We start from the raw sequence: 20,079 nt of genomic DNA on the forward strand, positions 1-20,079 counted from the left end.
ACCCGGCGGTTTTCATGACGCCGCCCTGGAAAGAAATTTTCTGTCAAGACGACGAACGCAAGCATTGCTTTGAAGACGCGGTCGCCGAATATGAGCGATTGACGGCATTCTACCCCAAATGCGGCTACCGGATTCTCGAAATTCCCAAAACCGGCGTGCAGGAACGCCTGCGATTCGTGATGTCCAATATTTCTTAAGGTTTTTGTCCTTTGATAGAGGCGGCGCCAAGCGCGCCGCCGCCCGATTCTATTCCTGAGAAGCCCGTTCGATGCCCACCCTTAAGCAAGCCATCGACCTGCACCGCGCCGGAAAGCTGCCGGAGGCGGAGCGCGCCTATCGCGCTATCGTGACGGCGAGCCCGCGCGAGGCCGATGCCTGGTCGCTGCTCGGCGTCGCGCTCGAGGGCCAGGGCAAGGCCGGAGAAGCCGTCGCGGCGATCCGCCGGGCGGTGGCGCTCGATCCCAAAGCGCCGTTGTTCCGATTCCATCTCGGCAACGCATTCATGGCCTCGGGCGACGCCGAAGCCGCCGCCAAGGAACTCCAGCTCGCGGCGCGGATGCAGCCCGATCTGGCCGAGGCGCATTACAATCTCGGCAACGCGCTGCGCGCCATCGGCAACAACCCGGCGGCCATCGCGGCATACCGCGACTGCCTGCGCTATATGCCGACGCTGCATCAGGCGCGCAACAATCTCGCGCTGCTGATTTCGGCGGCGGGCGATTACGACGGCGCGTTCGCCGAGCTGCAGCACGTGCTGGCCGAAGACCCCGGTAATATCCAGGCGCGCGTCAATCTCGCCAATATCGCCGATGAATCCGGGCGCCGCGACATGGCCTATCAGGAAGCGCTCAAGGCGGTAAAGCTCAATCCGAATTATCCCGACGCGCTGTTCGTTTTCGGCCTCGCCTGCATCAGGCTGGGTCGCGACAAGGACGCCATCGCCGCCTATCGCCGCCTGGTCGAGATCGATACCGGCAATTTCGCCGCCTGGGACAATTACGCCCAATGCCTGCAAGCGACCGGCGACTACGCCGGGGCCGAGGCGAGCTATAAGAAGGCGCTGGCGATCAAGCCCGACGATCCGGACGTCAATTATCACATAGCCCTGCTCGATCTGCTGCTGGGCCGCCTCGACCAGGGATTCGCCGGTTATGCCTGGCGCTTCAAGGCTATCAAACTCCTCAAGCGCGCGGCGGTTCCCGCGCCGCTATGGGATGGAAGCGATCCGGCGGGGAAAACCATTCTCGTCGCCGACGAGCAGGGCTTCGGCGACAGCATCATGTTCTGCCGCTATTTGCCGCTGCTGCGGTCGCGCGGCGCGCAAGTGATCTATGCCTGCCGCGCGCCGCTGCAGTCCTTATTGCAGGGATGGGACGGCGCGGACCGGTTTGTCGCGCTGGGCGACGCGGCGAAGACGGTTTGCGACGCCCATGCGTCGATGATGGATTTGCCGCATCTGATGGGCACGGGGCCGGACGCCATGCCGGGACGCATTCCCTATATCCCGGTTCCTCCCGGCGACGTCCCGCCCGAACTGGCCGAGGAAAAGAATCTGCGCGTCGGCATCGTCTGGGCAGGCAACAAGGATCACAAGCACGATCATCGCCGCTCGATCGAATTTTCCGCGTTCAGCGCGATCTGCGGCGTCGAAGGCGTGCGGTATTACAATCTTTTGCGCCCGTCCGATTTGCGCGGCGAGGAGGCGGCGCGATTTCGGCAAGCTCGGTATCGCCGATCTTGGCGCGAAGATAGGCGATTTCGCCGATACGGCGCGGTTCATGGCGGCGCTTGATCTGGTGATCGCGGTGGACACGTCGACCGTGCATCTTGCGGGAGCGCTGGGCAAACCGGTCTGGGTGCTGCTGCCGACCGGGCCAGACTGGCGCTGGCAGACGGAGGGCCGGGACAGCGCATGGTATCCGACGGCAAAACTTTACCGTCAGAGCAATTTCAACGACTGGCCGGAGGTTCTGGCGCGCGTCAGGCGGGATTTAGCCGCCATGACAGGTTAGGCCGGCGACAGTTTAGCCCTGGCGAGCCTTATAGCGCGGATTCTTCTTATTGATGACATAGACGCGGCCCTTGCGGCGGACGATGCGGCAATTTGGCATCGCGCTTTTTGAGCGAACGCAGTGAGTTAGCGATTTTCATTTTTTCCAACCTTCCGCATCAAGCGGCCATAAATCCCTGTAAGGCCGGGAAACTAGGGATATAACCCCCTCCTTGTCAAGCAAGGAAAATGCGCCTTGAGCAAGTTTCATATATATCAGTCTGTTACAAGGGCTTATCCTTCTTGTGCCATTTTTGCACCTGCACGCTTTATTGAATGACTCCGCCTTGAAACATCTTGCCTAAACTCCATATTAATATTCAACTACTAGAGTGTAATTATGGATTAAGGCTAATGCGTCTTAAACCAGTTCCCGGCGAAGCACAGAAACCGGGAGCGATGCTCGAGGGAGAAACGATACTGACCAGTCAGTTCACAACTCTCGCCGCCCAGCGCCCCCATCGCCGCTATTAATCTTTTTGTTACAAAAAATCACCCCGCTTCGACGTCCTTCCAGGGACGGCGTTGTCATGACCTGTTTCGTTTATCTTACGTCAACTTGAAAACCCGAAAAACACTCGGTCGCTTTCGCATGGCTTCTCCGCTGCTGCGGCGTGGCGGCGACGGAGTGTTTTCCGAGTTTTACAAGCGGACTGACCACATCTCTAACCCAGGAGAGCTTTATGAGCAGAAGATCGCACCGTAGCAGAATCGAGTTAACGTCTGTGCGTCGTGATGACAAGAAATTCAATGTCGAGCCGATCTTCAAGAAAAAGGGCGCTTGGGATCCCTTAAGCAATCCCGCCTTCGAGCGCCGCGATCAAAGCTATATCCGCACCGTCAAGCCGCAGAACCCGAACCAGGCCGCGCTGATGGAGGCGATGGCCGCGCATAACCTGGTGGTCGCCGTCGGGCCGGCGGGCACCGGCAAGACCTATCTCGCCATCACCGCTGCGGTGGAGGCACTCGAAGCCGGGCGGGTCGACCGCATCATCCTGTCCCGCCCCGCCGTCGAAGCGGGCGAGCATCTCGGGTTCCTGCCCGGCGCGCTCGAAGAGAAAATGTCGCCCTATCTGAGGCCGCTGTATGACGCGCTCAACGACCGCCTCGGCAGCAAGCGCCTCAAGCAGCTGATGATGGACGGCGCCATCGAGATCGCCCCCATCGGCTTCATGCGCGGGCGGACGCTCAACAACGCTTTCGTCGTGATCGACGAAGCACAGAACTGCACCTACACCCAGATCAAGATGCTGCTGACGCGGCTTGGATGGCACTCGACGATGGTGCTGACCGGCGATCCTGACCAGACCGACTTGCTGGAAGGCATGTCGGGCCTCGCCGATATCGCCAAGCGGCTGGAGACTCTGTCCCGGCATCGCCGTGGTGCGCCTGACCGACCGCGACGTGGTGCGCCACCCGTTGGTCGCGACGATGCTGGGCGTGTTGTAGAACCTCGTATCATCGAAAACGGCCGTCATTCCCGCTTTTGCGGAAATGACGGCCCTCCTTTTCTGCCTGCAAAAACCATGAAAGTATTTAATTCGCTCGGCGCATGATTTTGGCGCGTGATACCATGTCTTTTGCAGATGGCATTGCAATTATTAAGTTAATAAGGAGATTATTATGTCAAGCGAAGAGACGATAAATCAATGGAGCCTCCGTCACCTTATAGAGGCGACGCGAGAAATCACCAGCGACAGCAGGCGAGCCAACCGCGTGGCGGGGCAGGATGTGAAGGACTATTCAAGGCTCGCACCAGGCCAGGAAGCCCTTCGGAAGCGCCCGAAGAGCAGGTCGCAGCCATCGTCGGCACGCTTATCAATGTCGTCGCTTTTGAAGACATGAATCAGTCGCCGCGGGTGCGCATGGACGCTCTGCTCGCCATTGGAAATATCGCCAAGGCAAGGCCCGATGCGGTTCACGATGATGCCAAGACTCTCATCGCCAGAATTGCTCATCCGGACAATGGCGATCATGAAGGAGTTCGCCATTGGGCCACAGTCTTATGCACTCAGCTTGGCATTCAACCGTCTCCTGAAAGGAGCATGTCGAGCGCGCGGTTTAATAAGCAGGCTTTGCAAAATGGCTGACCGGCGCGGGATTTTATAAACTTACGTTTTCATGAAGGAGAGTATGATGTCCAGAGGCCGCATCGCACCCGAAGATAGCGTAGAGGACGCCGCTATCAAGCTTGCCATACCGGATATGACGCGCCCCGAAGAAGTTCATATGAAATCTTTGGTGATTTTAAGTCGGCTAGCGGAGCTGGGCGATCTAAGCAATCCCAGCGGCACGATCCGGCATAAGAGAATCCTTATGCACGCCGATGAGCTTGGGCTGTATGGAGACAAACCCTGGAAGCTGTACAATTTAATATGCGACGAAGACATGGAAAAAATGTCTGCGCTCGTTAGCGGCTGCCATCATCACATCGGAATTACCGCCGGGCCCTTGTCTCGGGCCATAAAGGCCGGTTGGGCCCATGGCTTTTTCGACGTGGATGATGTCGTGCGCCAGGTGCAAGACCGCATTCCCGGCTACAAGAAAATCCTTCCCGATCTTCCGGCCAAGCCGGGTTTTGGGCCGAGTTCAGCGCCGGGATCGGCGCTTACGCCTCAATAAGTTTTCATGAAGGAGGACACCATGTCTCAAGACCCAAGCGACGCAGCCCACTTCTGGGCCATGATGAACCGGGCCAACAGCCAAATGCAGGCCAAGCTTGAGCGTAGGGTAGACCGTGGAGAGGTACATAAAGAACACCCTCAGCAACCGGCCAGACCGGGCTCGAAGCCGGATTCTGGAACGGGTTCGGTGCCGCCGCCCGCGCCCAAATAAGGCGCATCCGTCCTGCGTATTCGTGAATGATTATTTATTCGGGAGTATAAAGGTTTTATGAATAGTCCGACGCCAGGATTTTTAACCAGAACGACGCCTCGCGGCGCTGGCTTCGCGCCGGAGATGCGGATCGAGATTCCTAAGGAGCGGCGGGTGGAACTGGCGGTTCTCGGCCAGCGCCCGCTCAGCGCCAGGGAAAGCGACCGGCTCGATCTTCCCGCCGCCGCCGCCACGCTGAGCGACCGTCAGAAAGCCATGTTCGCGCCGGATGAAAGTCTCGGCGCTTTCTTTATTGCGAGCCGCGATAATGTGTATACGCCGTTTGCCGTCGATCCCAAAGCCAGCCCGGATGATCTGCACCGGACGTTTCTGGACGTAGCGACGGCGCTTGCCGCGAATATTACCACGGTTCGTCCCACATACGAGCGCATAAACGACCAGCCGGAAGTGCCGCTGACGCCGGAGCAAGCGCAAAAAGTCGCCACCGATATCGTTCCGCTTTTCGCCGATACCCTGGCGGTGCATCATGCCTTTTTTGGCCTTAGAAAGGGCGCGGCGATCATGACCTACTGGCAGGAACTTATGCTGCCGCCGGATGAAGGGTGCCCGTATCTATGGCACACGGATTCCCCGCGACCGGCAAATCCTGACACCCCGCGGCCCGTCCCGCTCAGCTACCTGATGCGCTCAACGTCGCCCGCGAATATGAAACGCCGGGGCGAGCTTTACCGGACGGGGGAGAACCAGCTTGGCCTGATCGTGGCCGACAGCACCGAACACCAGACCAATATTCCCGAACGTCCTGTCTGGTCGAGCTTCTCCCGGCTGGAAATCTATCCGAACTTTGATTGAGTTTCTAATCCGCGAGAGACTCAATCCACCCGGTAATTCGGCGCCTCGGCGGTGATCTGGATATCGTGGACGTGGCTTTCCTTGAGGCCCGCGCCGGTGATGCGCACGAATTTCGCGCGCTTTTGCAGATCCTCGATGGTCGCCGCTCCCGTATAGCCCATCGCCGCGCGCAAGCCTCCCGCGAGCTGATGCACCACCTGCCCCACCGGGCCTTTATACGGCACGCGGCCCTCGACGCCTTCCGGCACGAGCTCATGCGGGTCCTGCGCCTGCTTCTGGAAATAGCGGTCGGCGGAGCCTTTCGCCATTGCCCCCAATGATCCCATGCCGCGATAGGTCTTATAGGCGCGGCCCTGATACAGCACCTTTCTCGCCCGGCGCTTCGTCGGTGCCCGCGAACATGCCGCCGAGCATCGCGCAATCCGCGCCCGCCGCGATGGCCTTGACGAGATCGCCCGAATAATTTGATGCCGCCGTCGGCGATCACCGGAATGCCCTGTTTGCGGCAGGCTTCGGCCACGTCCATGATCGCGGTGAGTTGAGGGACTCCGACGCCCGCCACCATGCGGGTGGTGCAGATCGATCCCGGCCCGATGCCGACTTTCACGGCGTCCCGCGCCCGCGTCGATCAGAGCCTTGGCCGCGTCGCCGGTGGCGATATTGCCCGCGATGATCTGCGTCGCGTTCGAGAGCCGCCGCGCCTGCCGCACTTGCTCGAGCACTTTGTCGGAATGGCCGTGCGCGGTATCGATGATGAGAACGTCGACGCCCGCGTCGAACAGCGCCGCCGCGCGCAGAAGCCCGCTCTCGCCGGTGCCGGTCGCCGCCGCGACGCGCAGCCGCCCCTTTTCGTCCTTGCAGGCGTTGGGATACAGCCGTGCCTTTTCGATATCCTTGACGGTGATAAGGCCGATGCAGCGGTAGGCGTCGTCCACCACGAGGATTTTCTCGATCCGGTTCTGGTGCAAAAGGCGCTTGACCTCGTCGGCGCTCACGCCCTCGCGCACGGTAATCAGCTTGTCCTTGGTCATGAGCTCAGCGACGGGCTGCTGCATGTCGGTGGCGAAGCGGACGTCGCGGTTGGTGAGAATCCCGACCAGCTTGCCCGACGCCTCGCATACCGGAATGCCGGAAATCTTGAAATCCGCCATCAGCCTCAAGGCCGAGATCAGCGGCGCGTTCGGGGCGATGGTGATCGGGTTGACCACCATGCCGGATTCGAAGCGCTTCACCCGCCGCACTTCCTCGGCCTGATGCTCCGGCGTCATGTTGCGGTGGATGACGCCGATGCCGCCCGCCTGGGCCCAGCGCGATCGCCATGCCCGATTCGGTGACGGTATCCATCGCCGCCGAGACAGCGGCACGCCGAGCTTGATGCTTTTGGTAAGCTTGGAACTGGTATCGGCTTCGGCCGGAAGCACCGACGAGGCTTGCGGAACCAGCAAGACATCGTCGAACGTCAGGGCTTCGGGGAAGCGCGAAAGAGACGGGGGAATAGGCGGAAGATTCGGCCATGATGCAACTTTCATAGGGATAAACCAAAGTTGCAGGGCACTATAACCAAGGAAACCGGAAATAGAAAGCGCGGTTTTGCGCTTAAGCCGGCTCATTTTTGGGGAAAAGCATCCTCGGTTTGCCGGAAAGCTCCCCCACCGCCGCGCATCAAAGGCATGATATCGCGGGCCACAAATCTTTGTGTTCCTCGAGAATAGGCATGATCTGGCGGCGAACATCGCCGGGCAGCGCCCCCTGCCGCTTCCAGCTTTTCCAGCCCGTCGCGGATAAACTCGCCGGGCGTTTTCACCGCGCCGCCCGGATGGGTGGCGCCCTCGACGCCATATTTGAGAGCGATATTCGCGAAGCCAGATCGACCAGAGGCTGTATTTCCGTCTCCCGGTTGAGGTCTTCGCCCATCTCGCGCGAGAATATCACCATCTCCGCCGTGCCGCGAAAACTGTTCGTGCCCGTGATCCTCTTGCCGTCATAATAGCTGCCTGTCCGGCGTACAGAACGCCCTCCTCCAGCAACAGCCCCTCATAAAAGGGCGAGGCGGTTCCGGCGTTTCGTAACCGTGATCTTCGGATATAGTCATGATGATACCTCCTTAAATGCCTAAATCGATTGCCGCGCGGATCAAAGGGCGCAGATTATCGCGGCGGGCGATGAGACTGTCCTTGATGATTTGCATGTCGCCCATGCTGTGAAAAGCGGTTCGGGCAAGCGGTCAATCGAATCCCTAATGAAGGAATCCGGCAGGGATTGAATGACATCGATGGTTTGCTCGACTTCAGGCACCCCGGCGGCGATCTGATCGAAGGCGCGCGCTGAACATTTCCTGATATTGTCATGCTCCTGCCCGCCCGATGGGAAAAGAGGCGGAATGCCTCATCGCTTCCATCCAGGCATGCAGAACCGAAATCGATATAGGCCTTGGCGGGGCCAGCGGAGGGATCATAAACAATCTGCCCTCTATGCCGGTCGCCGCATATGATCCATTGGTCGAAAATTGAAATTTGCGCGAGCGAACGATCGGCAAGAAGAACTTCGTCGGGCGGACTATCTCGCGTGTAGGGGAAGGCCCGCAACGACGCCACGCGATAATCATGAGGCTCGCTCTCATCCCGCCGCCATAAGCGCGTGGGAGGAATCGGCAGGCAATGGCGCGGCCTAGATCGGAAAAGAGTTTCTCGCGACCGCCAGTTATCCTGCCTTCGGGATTCCCGTTTTTGACGACAGTGAGCCTGCCAGCCCGGTCCCGCGCCCATACGGCGTTTTCCGACCCGCTGTTAATCTCATGAGGAAGAAGAAGGCACAGAGTTCTGGCGACATTCCGGAAATCCTCAAGCGCAACTGGTTTGAAAGCATCCGCGCCCGTCACCACCGGCCTGTCGCGCCACTCGGCGGCGATTTCCGGCGTGATCGTCGGCGTGAAGAAATTTTCGAGCGAAGTCCAGGTCATGCGCGGAGTTTACCGCGCAAAATTAGTTTCACGAACAGTCAATTAAGGTTAACGCACCCGTTAGCCGCCCGGATTTTGCCGCTCGAACAACAGCCTTAACCCGTCCAGCGTCACCAGCTGATCTACGATCTCGATGGTGGCGCTGGCGTTTGAATGAGAGGGGCAAGCCCTCCGGTGGCGATCACTTTCGCGCCGCCGCCAAGCTCTTTGCGGATGCGCGCAACGATGGCGTCGGTCTGGCCCGCATAGCCGAAGACTAGGCCGCTTTGCATCGCCTCGGCCATCGTCTCGCCGATGGCGCGCGGCGGCGCGGCGAATTCTACCCGGTGCAGCCGCGAGGCCCGCTGAAACAGCGCGTCCATCGAGATGCCGATGCCGGGCGCGATGGCCCCGCCCAGATAATCGCCGTTCGCGGCGATGGCGTTGAAGGTCGTGGCGGTGCCGTAATCGACAACGATGGCCGGGCCGCCATATTTGGCGAAAGCGCCGACGGCGTCGCAGATGCGATCCGCGCCGACTTCCACCGGACCTTTATAATGGATGGCAATGCCGATATCGCCCTGCGCCGAGACGAAGAAGGCCTCGGTCTTGAAATAGCGCCGCGCCAGTTCGGACAGCATGCGGCTCATCGGCGGCACGACGCTGGAGATCGCGACATGGCGGATATCGCCGAGCTTCAGCCCGCCATGCGCCAGCAGCGCCTGCAGCGCCATGCCGTATTCATCTGCGGTCTTGTCTCTGTCGGTGCCGATGCGCCAATCGCCGGCAAGCTCGGCGTCCTTGCCGCGCCCGCGATAGACGCCGATGACGACATTAGTGTTTCCGACATCCAGAGCCAGCAGCATCGCTTACTCTCCTGCCTTGCGCAGCAACTCGGACGACAATTTTCCCAGCCGCTCGCGGATGAATTCCAGCACGCGCGCGGTCGCGCGGTCGTTGTCGATCCCCTTGACCAGCGCGTCGACAATCTCGGATGGCCTTTTAATTCTTCGGCGGCGGCGGCAAGCAGCGGCAGCGCCCTTACGACATTGTCGCAGATATTGATCGTCGCGGTCCGTGCCGTTCGCGACAAGGGGTTGAGATCGATGGAAATGACTTTCTTGCCCCAGGCTATCAGCGCCTCGTGCGGTCGCCATCCTCCAGGCACACGACGACGACATCGGCCTTGGCGATGCCCTGGCTATCGACGCTGCCGCGCGCGGAGGCGAGATTAGGAACCTTGGCGTCCGGATTGACCCCGAGAACCTCCCCGGCGCCATGGGATTGCAGAAACTCGGCGATTTTCTTTTCGCGCTCCGCCGTGCGGCCGTAGAAGACATTGACCTCGAGCTTGGCCGGAATCGCCTTCCCGAGTTCGGCCAGCGCTCAGGCGCGAGAACGGCGGTGTTGCCGTTAATGCTGATGACCGGATGCTCGGCTTGCAGCAAAAGCGCGGCGGCGGCGCGGATATCCTGGCGGACGGGTTCGGGCGTCGCCTCGCCCAGCAGATAATCGAAGGCTTCGCCCCGCCATGGGCGATCGGCCCGGTTTCGGCCACAAGGCCGGTCTGCCGGTGATGCTCGATAGCCTCGCGCATCCGCAAGCTCGCGGCGCGGGGATGATTATCAGGAACGCTGGACATGGGGCCTTTATAGACCGCGCCCTACCCGGCGGCAAATCGATTCCCTATTGCCGCCATAATTTTTCTGGCATAATCGGCCTGCTGAAAAATTAAAGGATGAAAACAAGTGTCCCAAACCATCGTCCTGGTCGATGACGACCGCAATATCCTGACCTCGGTGAGCATGGCGCTCGAAGCCGAGGGATTCCAGGTTCAGACCTATAATGACGGCGACGAGGCCCTGCGCGGCCTGACCCAGCGCCCGGCCAATCTCGCCGTGCTCGACATCAAGATGCCGCGCCTGAACGGCATGGAATTGCTGCAGAAGCTCAAGCAGAACCCGGCGACCTCGGGAATGCCGGTGATTTTTCTGACCTCCAAGACGAGGAAGTGGACGAAATCATGGGGCTGCGGCTCGGTGCGGACGATTACATCACCAAGCCCTTTTCGCAGCGGCTCTTGCTCGAGCGCATCCGCGCGCTGCTGCGCCGCGAGCAGCTGCGCGCCCAGCCGGGCACGGCCGATCCGGGCGCGGTGATGGTGCGCGGCGACATGGTGCTGGACAGCGGGCGGCATCTCTGCACCTGGAAGGGCGAGGCCGTCGATCTGACCGTCACCGAATTTCTGCTGGTCAAGGCGCTCGCCGTCCGTCCCGGCCACGTCAAGAACCGCGATCAGCTCATGGACGGCGCCTATGGCGAATCGATCTATGTCGACGACCGCACCATCGACAGCCATATCAAGCGGCTCCGCAAGAAGTTCCGGGATATCGATCCGGATTTCGCGCAGATCGAAACGCTGTATGGCGTGGGCTACAGATACCGCGAATGACCGAAGGCAGGGATCGGACGCCGGATGACAAAGGACAGGCGGCGCTGCGCCGCCCGCTGGCTTCGGTTATCCGCCACCCGCCGTCCGTCTCCCCGCTTACCTGGCGCATCATGGCGGTCAATATGCTGGCGCTCGCCATTCTGGGCGGCAGCATGGTTCTATCTCGGCGGCTATCAGGAGCGCCTGATTCAGGCGGATCTCGAGGCGCTGTCGCTCGAAGCGCGGATGATCGCCAGCGCTTTGGGAGAAGGCGCGGTCATCGCCGGCGAGAGGAACGCGACATCCTCTCGCCCGATCTGGCCCGCTCCATGGTGCGGCGTCTGGTCGAAAGCTCGGACAGCCGCATGCGGCTTTTCGACGCCGAAGGCGAGCTGATCGCCGACAGCCGCATGCTGGCCGTGACGCGCGAAGCGATCCAGATCGAGGACGTGCCGCCGCCCGACGGCTGGCGCATCGGGATGTTTTGGCAAATCCTGACCGATTTCGTCGCCGAAAAAATTCCGCGGCAGTTTACGCGCCCTATGAGGAGCAGACCGAACAGCGCGCCGAGCATTACTCCATCGCCGCCAAGGCGCTGCAAGGAACCGTGGCGACCGCCGTCTGGCGCTTGCCGCAGGGCAATCTGCTGCTGGCCGCCGCCGTGCCGTGCATGGCTATAAGCAGGTGCTGGGCGCGGCGATGGCGACGCCGCGGCTCCGCCAAGATCGACGCCGCGCTCGCCGAAGTGCGCGCCAGCGTCGGCAAGGCGTTTCTCGCGGTGCTGGGGCTGACGGTGCTGCTGTCCTTCTATCTCGCGCGCACCATCGCGGGGCCGCTGCGGCAGCTCGCCGCCGCCGTGCGCGACGTGCAGCATGGGCAGACCCAGGCGGAATTCGGCGGCGTGGCGGCGATTCTCGCGCAGCGGCAAATTCCCGACATGGGCGAGCGCGCCGACGAGATCGGCGAACTGTCCCGCGCGCTGCGCGCCATGACGGCGGTGCTGGCCACAAGATTGTCCGCCATCGAGAATTTCGCCGCCGATGTCGCGCATGAGCTTAAGAATCCGCTTACCTCGCTGCGCAGCGCGGTGGAAACCGCCGCGAAGATCGACGATCCGCAGCGCCAGCGCAAACTCATGGCCGTCATACGCGACGATGTGGACAGGCTCGACCGGCTGCTGACCGATATCGCCAGCGCCTCGCGGCTCGACGCCGAACTGAGCCGCGCCCAGGCCGAAAGCGTCGATATCGGCAAATTGATGGAGGCGCTCGCCGATTTTTACGCGCCGATGGACGCGCCGTCGCGCGTGGCCGTCATGGGCGAAATTCCGGCGGGATTGACGGTGCGCGGCTCGAAGGCCGTCTGGCGGAAGTCATGCGGAATCTGATCGACAATGCGCTGTCCCTTCCTGCCGGAAGGCGGCAGCGTGCGGCTGTGGGCCGTCCGGGAGGGCGATTATGTGCGCCTGACCGTCGATGACGACGGCCCCGGCATTCCGGACAATAAACTGGAGGCGATTTTCGACCGGTTCTACAGCGAACGCCCGCGAAGCGAGAAATTCGGCCTGCATTCCGGCCTCGGCCTCTCCATCGCCAAGCAGATCACCGAGGCCCATCGCGGGCGCTTATGGGCCGAAAACCGGCATGACGAAAACGGCCATGTCATCGGCGCGCGGTTTACGGTCCTGCTTCCGGTCGAGACTTGAAATTAAGCTTGTACGGATTGCCTCGGAAATCGCCCAGAAGGCCAACGGCTTTCCGTAAGGCACATACGTCTTTATGCAATAACCCTCATCGGCCTCATGGTGGATATGAAACGTTTCCCTGCCTTTTTCGGCGAAGACGGTCAGGGTGCAGAACTTCCGAGCGGCGCAGACGTATCCGCCGAATGCACGATCACAAAAGACTCGCTGTCGGGCGATGAGCGGCGGTCTAATATAAATGGTTTTCCGGCAAACTCCTTACCCGAAAAACCTTCGCTGGCAGTTTCCACAAGCTCTCGATGCCGCCGACCTCGACGGAGCCAGGCGCATTCTCCGGCGCGCTGCGAAGGGCATGCGCCATGAAAATAGCTGCTTGCTCTTCAAGCGTCATGGGCTTTTCTTCGGTTACTGCGGCCATAGTTAATTTCTCCTTGATAATGTCGGGGGATATTATCGGAGAAAAGGCGAAAGTACAAAATTTTTCCATACTCGAAGCCGAATATTGCTCCTTTTCATCGATTTCCCGCCCTTGCCTCCCCGCCGCGCTTCGCTTATGTTCCCGTCCAAGTTGCCCAGCCCGGTGATTGATGGGAAAGCCTCTCGTTCCCATATATAAAGCGGTAGCCAACCGCTTATAAGGAGTCCGCCCCCATGTCCTCTTCCATGTCCAATATCGTCATCGCCAGCGCCGCCCGCACCCCTATCGGCGCGTTCAACGGCAGTTTAAGCGGCTTCAGCGCCGCGCAGCTCGGCTCCATCGCCATCAAGGCCGCGCTCGAGCGCGCCAAGGTCGACGCGGCGGAAGCCGGAGAAGTCGTCATGGGGCATGTTCTGGCGGCGGGCGCGGGCATGGGCCCTGCCCGGCAGGCGGCCATCGCCGCGGGAATCGGCAAGGACAAGACCGCCTATGCCGTCAACCAGATTTGCGGCTCCGGCCTGCGCGCCGTGGCGAACGGCATGGTTTCGATCATGGCGGGCGATCAGGAGATCGTCGTCGCGGGCGGCATGGAAAGCATGAGCCAGGCGCCGCACGCCATCCATCTGCGGGGCGGCGTCAAGATGGGCGACGCCAAGATGGTCGATACCATGATTAAGGACGGGCTTTGGGACGCTTTCAACGACTATCATATGGGCCAGACGGCGGAGAATGTCGCGGCCCAATGGCAGATCACCCGCGCGATGCAAGACGAGCTCGCGCTCGGCTCGCAGAACAAAGCCGAGGCGGCGATCAAGGCCGGAAAATTTACCGATGAAATTACGCCTGTGACCGTCAAGAACAAAAAGGGCGAGGAAATCGTCAGCCAGGACGAGTTCCCGCGCTTCGGCACGACCATCGAAGCTTTGGCGAAATTGCGTCCGGCCTTCACGGCGGACGGCACGGTGACGGCGGGCAACGCGTCGGGGATCAATGACGGCGCAGCGGCGTTCGTTCTCATGTCGGATGCGCTGGCGGCCAAGCGCGGCATCAAGCCGCTGGCGCGCATCGTGTCATGGGCGACGGCGGGCGTCGATCCGGCGCTGATGGGCAGCGGGCCGATCCCGGCTAGCCGCAAGGCGCTGGAAAAAGCCGGATGGAAAGCCGCCGACCTCGATCTGATCGAGCCAACGAAGCCTTTGCGGCGCAAGCTTGCGCGGTGAACAAGGACATGGGCTGGGACCCGGCGAAAGTGAACGTCAATGGCGGCGCGATCGCGCTCGGCCATCCGATCGGCGCGAGCGGCGCGCGGGTTCTCGTGACGCTGATCCATGAGATGCAAAAGCGCGGCGCGAAAAAAGGCCTCGCCACCTTGTGCATCGGCGGCGGCATGGGCATCGCGATGTGCGTCGAAGGCCAGTAATTAGGAAACAATTCGGAAAACGGCAACCAAGACACAAAGGAAGAGACATGGGGAGAGTTGCGGTCGTCACCGGCGGAACCAGAGGCATCGGCGAAGCGATTTCCGCCGCGCTGCATGCGCGGGCTATAAAGTCGCCGCCACCTATTACGGCAATGACGAGAAGGCGCTGGCCTTCAAGGCCCGCACCGGCATTCCGGTCTATAAATTCGACGTATCGAATTACGACACCTGCCAGAAAGGCATCGCCGCCATCGTCCAGGACCTCGGGCCGGTTGAGATTCTGGTCAACAATGCCGGGATCACGCGCGATACGCTGCTGCATAAAATGACGCTGGAGCAGTGGCGGGAAGTCATCGACACCAATCTGAACTCGCTGTTCAATATGTCGCGCCTGGTCGTCGAAGACATGCGCGCGAAAGGCTTCGGGCGCATCGTCAATATCAGCTCGATCAACGGCCAGGCCGGACAGCTCGGCCAGGTCAATTACTCGGCGGCGAAGCGGGCGTCATCGGCTTCACCAAGGCGCTGGCGCAGGAAAGCGCGATCAAAGGCATCACCGTCAATGCCATCGCGCCCGGCTATATCGACACCGAGATGATGAATACGATCCCTCAAAACGTCCTCGACGCGATCATCGGCAAAATTCCGGTCAAGCGGCTCGGCAAGATCGAAGAAATCGCTCGCGCGGTGCTGTTCCTCGCCGCCGACGAAGCCGGTTTCATCACCGGCTCGACGCTTACCGTCAATGGCGGCCAGTATCTTGCTTGAGCGGATTTGGGACAATCCTATCTATTTCTTTATCGCCAGGTCTGGCGCTACGGCAGGGCTCACCGCCACGAACTGATCCGGATTTATAGCCGGCTTACCGCCGCCAATATCATCCTCTTGCTTCTGCCCTCGATCTTCGGCGCGATGATCGGCATGCTGCAAAATCCGCAGGGGCCGGTTTTTCCCGCGCTGCTGTACTGGATGGCGCTTTATGTCTGCGTCACGCTCATCTTCTGGACGCTTAATAATCCGGCGCGGATCGTCGAACGGCGCACGGCTTTCGAGATTTTCCGGCATTTCAGTGATTTGTGTTATGCGAAAATCATGCAATTGCCGCTGCGCTGGCACCAGGATCACCATTCCGGCGACACGATCAACCGCGTTTCACGGGCCGGCGGCGCGCTGCATAGTTTCGCCCAGGACCAGTACACGGTCATCGAGCTTGCGGTGCGCTATATTGCGGGCTGATTGCTCTTTCCTTTTATGCGCCGCAGGCAGCGGCGGTGGCGTCGGCGCTGACCATGACAGGATTCCTGTCTCGCATAAATTCGACACCTTGAAGCTTATCCCCCTCTATGAGCGGATCGCCGAATGCGATCATCATGCCAAGGCGGCTTTCTATGATTATGTCGGGAACGCCGTCTCGCTGATCACCCTGCGCCTTCCTGACCGGACGCGCGGCGAGCTTGACCGCCGTGTCGCTGCCGCCACGCCCTATCTCTGGGACGAAATAAGGCTCAACGAGGCCAAATGGAGGGCGGGTTATCTTTTTATGACGGCGACGCAGCTCGGCACGCTGCTGGCCTATGTTCTCACCCACCGGCAAGCGGACGGCAGCGTCGCGCTCGGCCCCGCCGTGGCGATGTTTCAGTATATCACGATGATCACCGTTGTGTTCAGCGGCTTCATGGCCCGTTACGGCATCCATGTGCGCTGGCATACGGACATGCAGTCGGTGGAGCCGATCCTGAGCGCCCATGCCGCATTGCCCGCGGACGCGCCACCGCCGCGCCTGCCGACTGGAGCGTGGCGCGGATACGGAATCTGAACTTTTCCCACAATCACGGCGACGACAAGCCCATGATTTGCGCGATATCGGCCTCGACATCGCAGCGGGACGCAAAATCGCCCTGATCGGCCGGAGCGGCGCCGGCAAAAGCACGCTGCTGGCGCTGTTGCGCGGCCCTTTATGAGGTGGATGGTGCGGAACTTGAGATCGGCGGGAACGGATTCCGCGATCTTCGCCCGCTGGCGGCTTGCGCGACGCTGGTGCCGCAGGATGTCGAAATTTTCGAGAACACCGTACTCTATACCTTACGCTCGGCGTTGAAACGCCGCAGGCCGCCATCGATGAAGCGGTCGCGCTGGCGGGTTTCGGCGAAGTGGCGGCGCGTCTGCCGCGCGGACTGGCCTCGGACATCCGCGAACGCGGCGTCACCTCTCCGGCGGGCAGAAACAGCGGCTGGCCCTGGCGCGCGGCCTGCTGGCCGGGCGCGATTCAGCTCTTCTTCTCCTCGACGAGCCGACCAGTCATGTTGACATTGCGACCGAAGCGGTCATCTTCAGCCGACTTTTCGCCGCGATGCCGGACAAAGCGATGATCGTCTCGATTCACCGCCTGCACCTCTTGCCATGCTTCGATCATATCTGCTTGATGGAAGATGGCGCGATCGTGCAGCAAGGCTCGTTTGCGGAACTTGACGCTACGCCCGGCCCGTTCCGCGAATTATGGCGCAAACATCTGGCAGGCCATGCCGGGAAGGACGCATGACCGCCGCTGCGCCTAATTCGGACGCGAAAGGACGCCTTCTGCCCGATCGGCCCTGGGCCGGGGTCGTGGCGGTTGTGTGGCGCGAAGGAAAATTCCTGCTCACGCTGCGAGGCAATCCGCCCTACGAAGGCATTTGGGGATTGCCGGGCGGCGCCATCCGGCTGGGCGAGACGGCGTTCGAGGCCGCTGTCAGGGAAGTGCGCGAAGAAACCGGCATCCTGTGCAGGCCCTATGCGAGCTTTACGACCGTGGACGTGATCGGGCCTGAAGGCTCGCCCGCGCCGGATCATCATTTTCTGCTGGCGGCGATCGCCGCCGACTGGATCAGCGGCGAGATCGTGCCCGGCGACGACGCCCGGGAGGCGCGATGGGTCGCGGCGGAAGAATTATCCAACCTGCCAAATGTTCCTGGCACGCCGAGCTCGTGAAGCAGGCTTTGGCGCTGCTTCGCGCCTGAGAGCCGGTTCGGAAAGCCCGTCACCACCACCGCTTCCATGCCGGTTCCTTCGAGCTTTTTTGTTTTTTGACGGGAGGCCGGAACGGCGACGGCGACGCATGAACCGCGGACTCGGATGGAGGCGAGGTTTCGAGTTGGGGCGATTCGGCCTGAGAAGATTTTGCCTGCGGGTGCGGCAGCCGCAGCGGCAGGGGAGATTCCTGCCGCGAAGATTTCGGCGCCTGCGCTTCCGGCTGCGATGGCGGGTTTGCGGCCTCGACGAGGCGTGGCCGCGGCCGCGGCAAAGGCGCGTTTTCGTCGACTAAATGCCTCATATGATGTCCCCGGCGGACAAATTTTTTCAATGATCTTGCCTCGATCTGGCGAATTCTTTCCCTGCTAAGCTCGAATTTATTGCCCGTATCTTCGCAAGAATGTTCTGTTCCGCCACCGATTCCATAGCGCATGCGCATAATTTCTTGATCGCGCGCGGGCAGCGTCTTTAAAAGCCGTTCGGCCTCGGCCTTGATCTCGTGACCGACAAGTTCCGCGAAAGAATCAACGCGCGTATCCGGAATAAAGTTTCCGAGCGCGGTTCCCCCTTCCGCCCCATCGACAGGCGCATCGAGGCTCGTGTAACGGAATCCGGCCTTTTGCCGCAGGGCATTAATTTTTTCGACAGTCATGTCCAATCTTTGCGCCAGCGAATCCGCCGTCGGCTCCTCGCCGGTTCTGACATTAATTTCAGTGGATACGCTGCGAAATTTCCTGATTTTCTCGCACTGATGGCCAGGAATGCGCACGGGAGCGCCCTGATCGTCGACCGCCCTCAGCAGGGCCTGATTGATCCAATAGCTGGCATAAGAAATGAATTTGAAGCCGCGGCGATGATCGAATTTCTCCGTAGCGGCCATCAGCCCCATATTGCCTTCCTGAACGAGATCGATAAAGGAGACGCCACGCCCGATATATTGCTTCGCGCGTGAAACGACAAAACGCAGATTGGCGGCAATCAGGTGATTTTTGGCGGCATTGAGTTCCCGCACCGCGTTCGCAGCCGCTGGAGAAGCCGCGCGTCTCGCTATGTCCTGAAGATGCGCGTCTTTTGGCCGCATATCGAATATCAGAGCAACGAGTTTTGTTCTTTCTTGGCTGATTTCTGGATTGAGGCCGGGATCGGGAGCTTGAAGATCGGTCTCATATTTCGTCAATTGCGCGGCAATGGCGCCAGCGGTTGCGAGCCATTTCTTGATATCGACGGGTTTCTTCGGCGGGTTTTGTCCCTCGGGACTCGCTTCGATTGCCTCGATGGCTTCGGGATCGCTTAAAGATTCGATCATCTGCGCCAAGGGCCGCTTGCGTCCGGCGACGCTTGCATATAGTGCCTGAAGCCCCCTGGCTCCTTTCGGTGACTCCAGCAATCTCTCGATGACGCTTTCCCGCGCCGCCTCTATCCGCAGGGCGCACACGACTTCCTGATCCCTGTCCAGGGGCGCCGCGTTGCCCAGGCTGCGCATATATGCGGCAGTCGCATCCGGCGAATGCGGAATATCCTTATCAGCCTTTGCCGAAGGTTTGGACATGGCTTCCACGGCTATGGACGGTTTGCGCCGCATGGATGATACATCGAAATATGAGGTTATCTTTATAATAATTCATGTCTTAGAAACCATCTGAAAAGTCATCAGGCCGTGGCGAAAACCATGCTTTTCGAGAACCGCGGCGTAGCGTATTCAATATACGTGAGCAGCGGAAGCGCAGAAAAGTATGGTTTGCAGCCCGGTATCATGGCTTTTCAGAGGTTCTCTTAGCATAACGGGCAAGAACGGTCATAGCCTTATGATGGGTTAATGTCGAAATGGGGTCGCTTCCGGCCGCTTCTTGTGCGGCCTCTGCTTTCCGGATAGGGATAGCCTCTATGATCGTCATCAAAAAGAATAGTCGCGCGCGCCTTTCGCTTGAATTCGTACCGCTGTCGCCACTGTGGCGGGGGCAGAAAAAGCTTGAGACCGCATTGCTTCCCGCCTTGCCGCCGATTGCCGCAAGCGCGAAGTTACCGCCCGGTTCCTATGTCATTGCCGTCGCCTTGACCGACGACAAGCATCAGGCGGAACTCAATCATCAGTTCCGCGGCATCGCTAAATCGACGAATGTTTTGTCTTTCCCGCAATTCACGAAACCCGAGTTAGGGCGGCTAAAGCCGGACAAAGAGCCGATTTTCCTCGGCGATATTTCACTTTCTTATCAATATATAGTGGGTGAGGCGAATAGAGAACACAAGATATTGATTAACCACAAAATCCATCTTGTGATTCATGGGATTTTGCATATTCTAGGCTATGATCATCGGACATTGCGGCAAACCGCCGCGATGGAAAAACTGGAGCGCGATATTCTAGCCGCCATGAAGATACCCGATCCCTACACACCGCCATGCGACAGCGGCGGCAGATAAACA

The 20,079-nt window shown here is 60.3% G+C and carries 25 protein-coding genes and 8 pseudogenes; 20 read left to right on the forward strand and 13 right to left on the reverse strand.

The window, feature by feature from the left end:
* Positions 1-14 precede the first annotated feature (14 nt).
* From WDO70_09270 to WDO70_09280, 3 genes are all read left to right on the forward strand, one after another.
* Entirely contained in the window at positions 15-197 is a 183-nt protein-coding gene (locus WDO70_09270; protein ID MEJ0063372.1) for an AAA family ATPase, read from the forward strand.
* Positions 198-268: 71 nt separating this feature from the next.
* Entirely contained in the window at positions 269-1,792 is a 1,524-nt protein-coding gene (locus tag WDO70_09275; GenBank protein MEJ0063373.1) for a tetratricopeptide repeat protein, read from the forward strand.
* The gene (locus WDO70_09280; protein ID MEJ0063374.1) at positions 1,779-2,012 is read left to right on the forward strand and encodes a hypothetical protein; all 234 of its coding nucleotides are present in this window, start codon (positions 1,779-1,781) and stop codon (positions 2,010-2,012) included. The genes WDO70_09275 and WDO70_09280 overlap by 14 nt, the downstream gene beginning before the upstream one ends.
* A 12-nt stretch (positions 2,013-2,024) precedes the next feature.
* On the opposite strand, the pseudogene ykgO reads toward WDO70_09280, so the two are convergent.
* Positions 2,025-2,151: pseudogene (ykgO, locus tag WDO70_09285) on the reverse strand (type B 50S ribosomal protein L36).
* A 582-nt stretch (positions 2,152-2,733) separates the two neighbouring features.
* Here ykgO and WDO70_09290 point away from each other — a divergent pair.
* Positions 2,734-3,499: pseudogene (locus WDO70_09290) on the forward strand (PhoH family protein).
* A gap of 290 nt (positions 3,500-3,789) precedes the next feature.
* Here the strand turns inward: WDO70_09290 and WDO70_09295 are convergent.
* The gene (locus WDO70_09295) at positions 3,790-4,026 is read right to left on the reverse strand and encodes a hypothetical protein (protein MEJ0063375.1); all 237 of its coding nucleotides are present in this window, start codon (positions 4,024-4,026) and stop codon (positions 3,790-3,792) included.
* A 160-nt stretch (positions 4,027-4,186) separates the two neighbouring features.
* Between WDO70_09295 and WDO70_09300 the strand changes: the two genes are divergently transcribed.
* Together WDO70_09300 and WDO70_09305 are read left to right on the forward strand one after the other, a co-directional pair.
* Positions 4,187-4,672, forward strand: coding sequence for a hypothetical protein (locus tag WDO70_09300; GenBank protein ID MEJ0063376.1), 486 nt, complete (start codon positions 4,187-4,189; stop codon positions 4,670-4,672).
* A 270-nt stretch (positions 4,673-4,942) separates the two neighbouring features.
* A complete protein-coding gene (locus WDO70_09305; protein MEJ0063377.1) occupies positions 4,943-5,737 on the forward strand; it encodes a hypothetical protein in 795 nt (264 codons plus the stop codon).
* Between the two features lie 20 nt (positions 5,738-5,757).
* Here the strand turns inward: WDO70_09305 and WDO70_09310 are convergent, their stop codons facing one another.
* From WDO70_09310 to WDO70_09325, 4 genes and pseudogenes are all read right to left on the reverse strand, one after another.
* A complete protein-coding gene (locus WDO70_09310) occupies positions 5,758-6,102 on the reverse strand; it encodes an IMP dehydrogenase (protein ID MEJ0063378.1) in 345 nt (114 codons plus the stop codon).
* The gene (locus tag WDO70_09315; protein MEJ0063379.1) at positions 6,077-6,151 is read right to left on the reverse strand and encodes a hypothetical protein; all 75 of its coding nucleotides are present in this window, start codon (positions 6,149-6,151) and stop codon (positions 6,077-6,079) included. Before WDO70_09315 ends, WDO70_09310 begins: the two co-directional genes overlap by 26 nt.
* Before the next feature lie 100 nt (positions 6,152-6,251).
* Positions 6,252-6,302, reverse strand: a pseudogene (locus WDO70_09320) (hypothetical protein).
* A gap of 61 nt (positions 6,303-6,363) precedes the next feature.
* Positions 6,364-7,470: pseudogene (locus WDO70_09325) on the reverse strand (IMP dehydrogenase).
* Between WDO70_09325 and WDO70_09330 the strand changes: the two are divergent.
* Positions 7,452-7,724, forward strand: coding sequence for a hypothetical protein (locus WDO70_09330; protein ID MEJ0063380.1), 273 nt, complete (start codon positions 7,452-7,454; stop codon positions 7,722-7,724). The pseudogene WDO70_09325 and the gene WDO70_09330 sit on opposite strands and share 19 nt — an antisense overlap.
* A gap of 357 nt (positions 7,725-8,081) precedes the next feature.
* On the opposite strand, the gene WDO70_09335 is transcribed toward WDO70_09330, so the two are convergent.
* From WDO70_09335 to WDO70_09350, 4 genes and pseudogenes are all read right to left on the reverse strand, one after another.
* Positions 8,082-8,696, reverse strand: coding sequence for a hypothetical protein (locus WDO70_09335; GenBank protein ID MEJ0063381.1), 615 nt, complete (start codon positions 8,694-8,696; stop codon positions 8,082-8,084).
* A 122-nt stretch (positions 8,697-8,818) separates the two neighbouring features.
* Positions 8,819-9,541, reverse strand: a complete 723-nt coding sequence (locus tag WDO70_09340; protein MEJ0063382.1) for a type III pantothenate kinase — start codon at positions 9,539-9,541, stop codon at positions 8,819-8,821.
* 185 nt (positions 9,542-9,726) lie between these two features.
* A pseudogene (locus WDO70_09345) lies at positions 9,727-9,843 on the reverse strand (phosphopantothenate/pantothenate synthetase family protein).
* On the reverse strand, positions 9,810-10,058 hold the full coding sequence (locus WDO70_09350) for a phosphopantothenate/pantothenate synthetase family protein (GenBank protein MEJ0063383.1): 249 nt from the start codon (positions 10,056-10,058) through the stop codon (positions 9,810-9,812). Before WDO70_09350 ends, WDO70_09345 begins: the two are co-directional and overlap by 34 nt.
* Between WDO70_09350 and WDO70_09355 the strand changes: the two genes are divergently transcribed.
* The 6 genes and pseudogenes from WDO70_09355 (at position 9,954) to WDO70_09380 (ending at position 12,811) form a co-directional block, all read left to right on the forward strand.
* Entirely contained in the window at positions 9,954-10,187 is a 234-nt protein-coding gene (locus WDO70_09355; protein ID MEJ0063384.1) for a hypothetical protein, read from the forward strand. The two genes, WDO70_09350 and WDO70_09355, sit on opposite strands and share 105 nt — an antisense overlap.
* 19 nt (positions 10,188-10,206) lie before the next feature.
* Positions 10,207-10,410, forward strand: a complete 204-nt coding sequence (locus WDO70_09360; GenBank protein ID MEJ0063385.1) for a hypothetical protein — start codon at positions 10,207-10,209, stop codon at positions 10,408-10,410.
* Positions 10,411-10,423: 13 nt separating this feature from the next.
* Positions 10,424-11,127: pseudogene (locus WDO70_09365) on the forward strand (response regulator transcription factor).
* Positions 11,124-11,786, forward strand: coding sequence for a stimulus-sensing domain-containing protein (locus WDO70_09370; GenBank protein MEJ0063386.1), 663 nt, complete (start codon positions 11,124-11,126; stop codon positions 11,784-11,786). The pseudogene WDO70_09365 and the gene WDO70_09370 overlap by 4 nt, the downstream one beginning before the upstream one ends.
* Positions 11,714-12,493: a HAMP domain-containing sensor histidine kinase gene (locus WDO70_09375; protein ID MEJ0063387.1), complete on the forward strand. Its 780-nt coding sequence runs from the start codon at positions 11,714-11,716 to the stop codon at positions 12,491-12,493. The genes WDO70_09370 and WDO70_09375 overlap by 73 nt, the downstream gene beginning before the upstream one ends.
* Positions 12,494-12,499: 6 nt before the next feature.
* Positions 12,500-12,811: an ATP-binding protein gene (locus tag WDO70_09380; protein ID MEJ0063388.1), complete on the forward strand. Its 312-nt coding sequence runs from the start codon at positions 12,500-12,502 to the stop codon at positions 12,809-12,811.
* Between the two features lie 226 nt (positions 12,812-13,037).
* On the opposite strand, the gene WDO70_09385 is transcribed toward WDO70_09380, so the two are convergent.
* A complete protein-coding gene (locus tag WDO70_09385) occupies positions 13,038-13,295 on the reverse strand; it encodes a hypothetical protein (GenBank protein ID MEJ0063389.1) in 258 nt (85 codons plus the stop codon).
* A 176-nt stretch (positions 13,296-13,471) separates the two neighbouring features.
* Between WDO70_09385 and WDO70_09390 the strand changes: the two are divergent.
* From WDO70_09390 to WDO70_09410, 5 genes and pseudogenes are all read left to right on the forward strand, one after another.
* Positions 13,472-14,646 (forward strand): annotated as a pseudogene (locus tag WDO70_09390) (acetyl-CoA C-acetyltransferase).
* 47 nt (positions 14,647-14,693) lie between these two features.
* Positions 14,694-15,414 (forward strand): annotated as a pseudogene (gene phbB / locus WDO70_09395) (acetoacetyl-CoA reductase).
* 6 nt (positions 15,415-15,420) lie between these two features.
* Complete coding sequence (locus WDO70_09400) at positions 15,421-15,882, forward strand: hypothetical protein (protein MEJ0063390.1); 462 nt, start codon at positions 15,421-15,423, stop codon at positions 15,880-15,882.
* Positions 15,872-16,462 carry a hypothetical protein gene (locus WDO70_09405; protein ID MEJ0063391.1) on the forward strand — a complete coding sequence of 197 codons (591 nt, stop codon included), beginning with the start codon at positions 15,872-15,874 and terminating at the stop codon, positions 16,460-16,462. Before WDO70_09400 ends, WDO70_09405 begins: the two co-directional genes overlap by 11 nt.
* The gene (locus tag WDO70_09410; GenBank protein MEJ0063392.1) at positions 16,392-16,607 is read left to right on the forward strand and encodes an ATP-binding cassette domain-containing protein; all 216 of its coding nucleotides are present in this window, start codon (positions 16,392-16,394) and stop codon (positions 16,605-16,607) included. The genes WDO70_09405 and WDO70_09410 overlap by 71 nt, the downstream gene beginning before the upstream one ends.
* Positions 16,608-16,912: 305 nt before the next feature.
* Here the strand turns inward: WDO70_09410 and WDO70_09415 are convergent, their stop codons facing one another.
* Complete coding sequence (locus WDO70_09415) at positions 16,913-17,095, reverse strand: hypothetical protein (protein MEJ0063393.1); 183 nt, start codon at positions 17,093-17,095, stop codon at positions 16,913-16,915.
* A gap of 86 nt (positions 17,096-17,181) precedes the next feature.
* On the opposite strand from WDO70_09415, the gene WDO70_09420 reads away from it, so the two are divergent.
* Positions 17,182-17,613: an NUDIX hydrolase gene (locus WDO70_09420; GenBank protein ID MEJ0063394.1), complete on the forward strand. Its 432-nt coding sequence runs from the start codon at positions 17,182-17,184 to the stop codon at positions 17,611-17,613.
* A 49-nt stretch (positions 17,614-17,662) separates the two neighbouring features.
* On the opposite strand, the gene WDO70_09425 is transcribed toward WDO70_09420, so the two are convergent.
* Positions 17,663-19,237 carry a sigma-70 family RNA polymerase sigma factor gene (locus WDO70_09425; protein ID MEJ0063395.1) on the reverse strand — a complete coding sequence of 525 codons (1,575 nt, stop codon included), beginning with the start codon at positions 19,235-19,237 and terminating at the stop codon, positions 17,663-17,665.
* A 302-nt stretch (positions 19,238-19,539) separates the two neighbouring features.
* On the opposite strand from WDO70_09425, the gene ybeY reads away from it, so the two are divergent.
* Positions 19,540-20,076, forward strand: coding sequence for an rRNA maturation RNase YbeY (gene ybeY, locus WDO70_09430; GenBank protein MEJ0063396.1), 537 nt, complete (start codon positions 19,540-19,542; stop codon positions 20,074-20,076).
* Positions 20,077-20,079 lie beyond the last annotated feature (3 nt).

It is taken from the genome of Alphaproteobacteria bacterium, assembly GCA_037200005.1.
Taxonomy (GTDB): domain Bacteria; phylum Pseudomonadota; class Alphaproteobacteria; order UBA9219; family RFNS01; genus JBBCGY01.

Excerpts from the sequence above, each read along its gene's own strand:
- WDO70_09270 (MEJ0063372.1), top strand. The coding sequence starts at position 15 with ATGACGCCGCCCTGGAAAGAAATTTTCTGTCAAGACGACGAACGCAAG.
- WDO70_09380 (MEJ0063388.1), top strand. The coding sequence starts at position 12,500 with ATGCGCTGTCCCTTCCTGCCGGAAGGCGGCAGCGTGCGGCTGTGGGCC.
- WDO70_09305 (MEJ0063377.1), top strand. The coding sequence starts at position 4,943 with ATGAATAGTCCGACGCCAGGATTTTTAACCAGAACGACGCCTCGCGGC.
- WDO70_09280 (MEJ0063374.1), top strand. The coding sequence starts at position 1,779 with ATGGCGGCGCTTGATCTGGTGATCGCGGTGGACACGTCGACCGTGCAT.
- WDO70_09330 (MEJ0063380.1), top strand. The coding sequence starts at position 7,452 with ATGATCTGGCGGCGAACATCGCCGGGCAGCGCCCCCTGCCGCTTCCAG.
- WDO70_09420 (MEJ0063394.1), top strand. The coding sequence starts at position 17,182 with ATGACCGCCGCTGCGCCTAATTCGGACGCGAAAGGACGCCTTCTGCCC.
- WDO70_09335 (MEJ0063381.1), bottom strand. The coding sequence starts at position 8,696 with ATGACCTGGACTTCGCTCGAAAATTTCTTCACGCCGACGATCACGCCG.
- WDO70_09300 (MEJ0063376.1), top strand. The coding sequence starts at position 4,187 with ATGTCCAGAGGCCGCATCGCACCCGAAGATAGCGTAGAGGACGCCGCT.
- WDO70_09385 (MEJ0063389.1), bottom strand. The coding sequence starts at position 13,295 with ATGGAAAAATTTTGTACTTTCGCCTTTTCTCCGATAATATCCCCCGAC.
- WDO70_09410 (MEJ0063392.1), top strand. The coding sequence starts at position 16,392 with ATGCCGCATTGCCCGCGGACGCGCCACCGCCGCGCCTGCCGACTGGAG.
- WDO70_09275 (MEJ0063373.1), top strand. The coding sequence starts at position 269 with ATGCCCACCCTTAAGCAAGCCATCGACCTGCACCGCGCCGGAAAGCTG.
- WDO70_09425 (MEJ0063395.1), bottom strand. The coding sequence starts at position 19,237 with ATGCGGCGCAAACCGTCCATAGCCGTGGAAGCCATGTCCAAACCTTCG.
- WDO70_09340 (MEJ0063382.1), bottom strand. The coding sequence starts at position 9,541 with ATGCTGCTGGCTCTGGATGTCGGAAACACTAATGTCGTCATCGGCGTC.
- WDO70_09360 (MEJ0063385.1), top strand. The coding sequence starts at position 10,207 with ATGGGCGATCGGCCCGGTTTCGGCCACAAGGCCGGTCTGCCGGTGATG.
- WDO70_09355 (MEJ0063384.1), top strand. The coding sequence starts at position 9,954 with ATGGGATTGCAGAAACTCGGCGATTTTCTTTTCGCGCTCCGCCGTGCG.
- ybeY (MEJ0063396.1), top strand. The coding sequence starts at position 19,540 with ATGATCGTCATCAAAAAGAATAGTCGCGCGCGCCTTTCGCTTGAATTC.
- WDO70_09370 (MEJ0063386.1), top strand. The coding sequence starts at position 11,124 with ATGACCGAAGGCAGGGATCGGACGCCGGATGACAAAGGACAGGCGGCG.
- WDO70_09295 (MEJ0063375.1), bottom strand. The coding sequence starts at position 4,026 with ATGATCGCCATTGTCCGGATGAGCAATTCTGGCGATGAGAGTCTTGGC.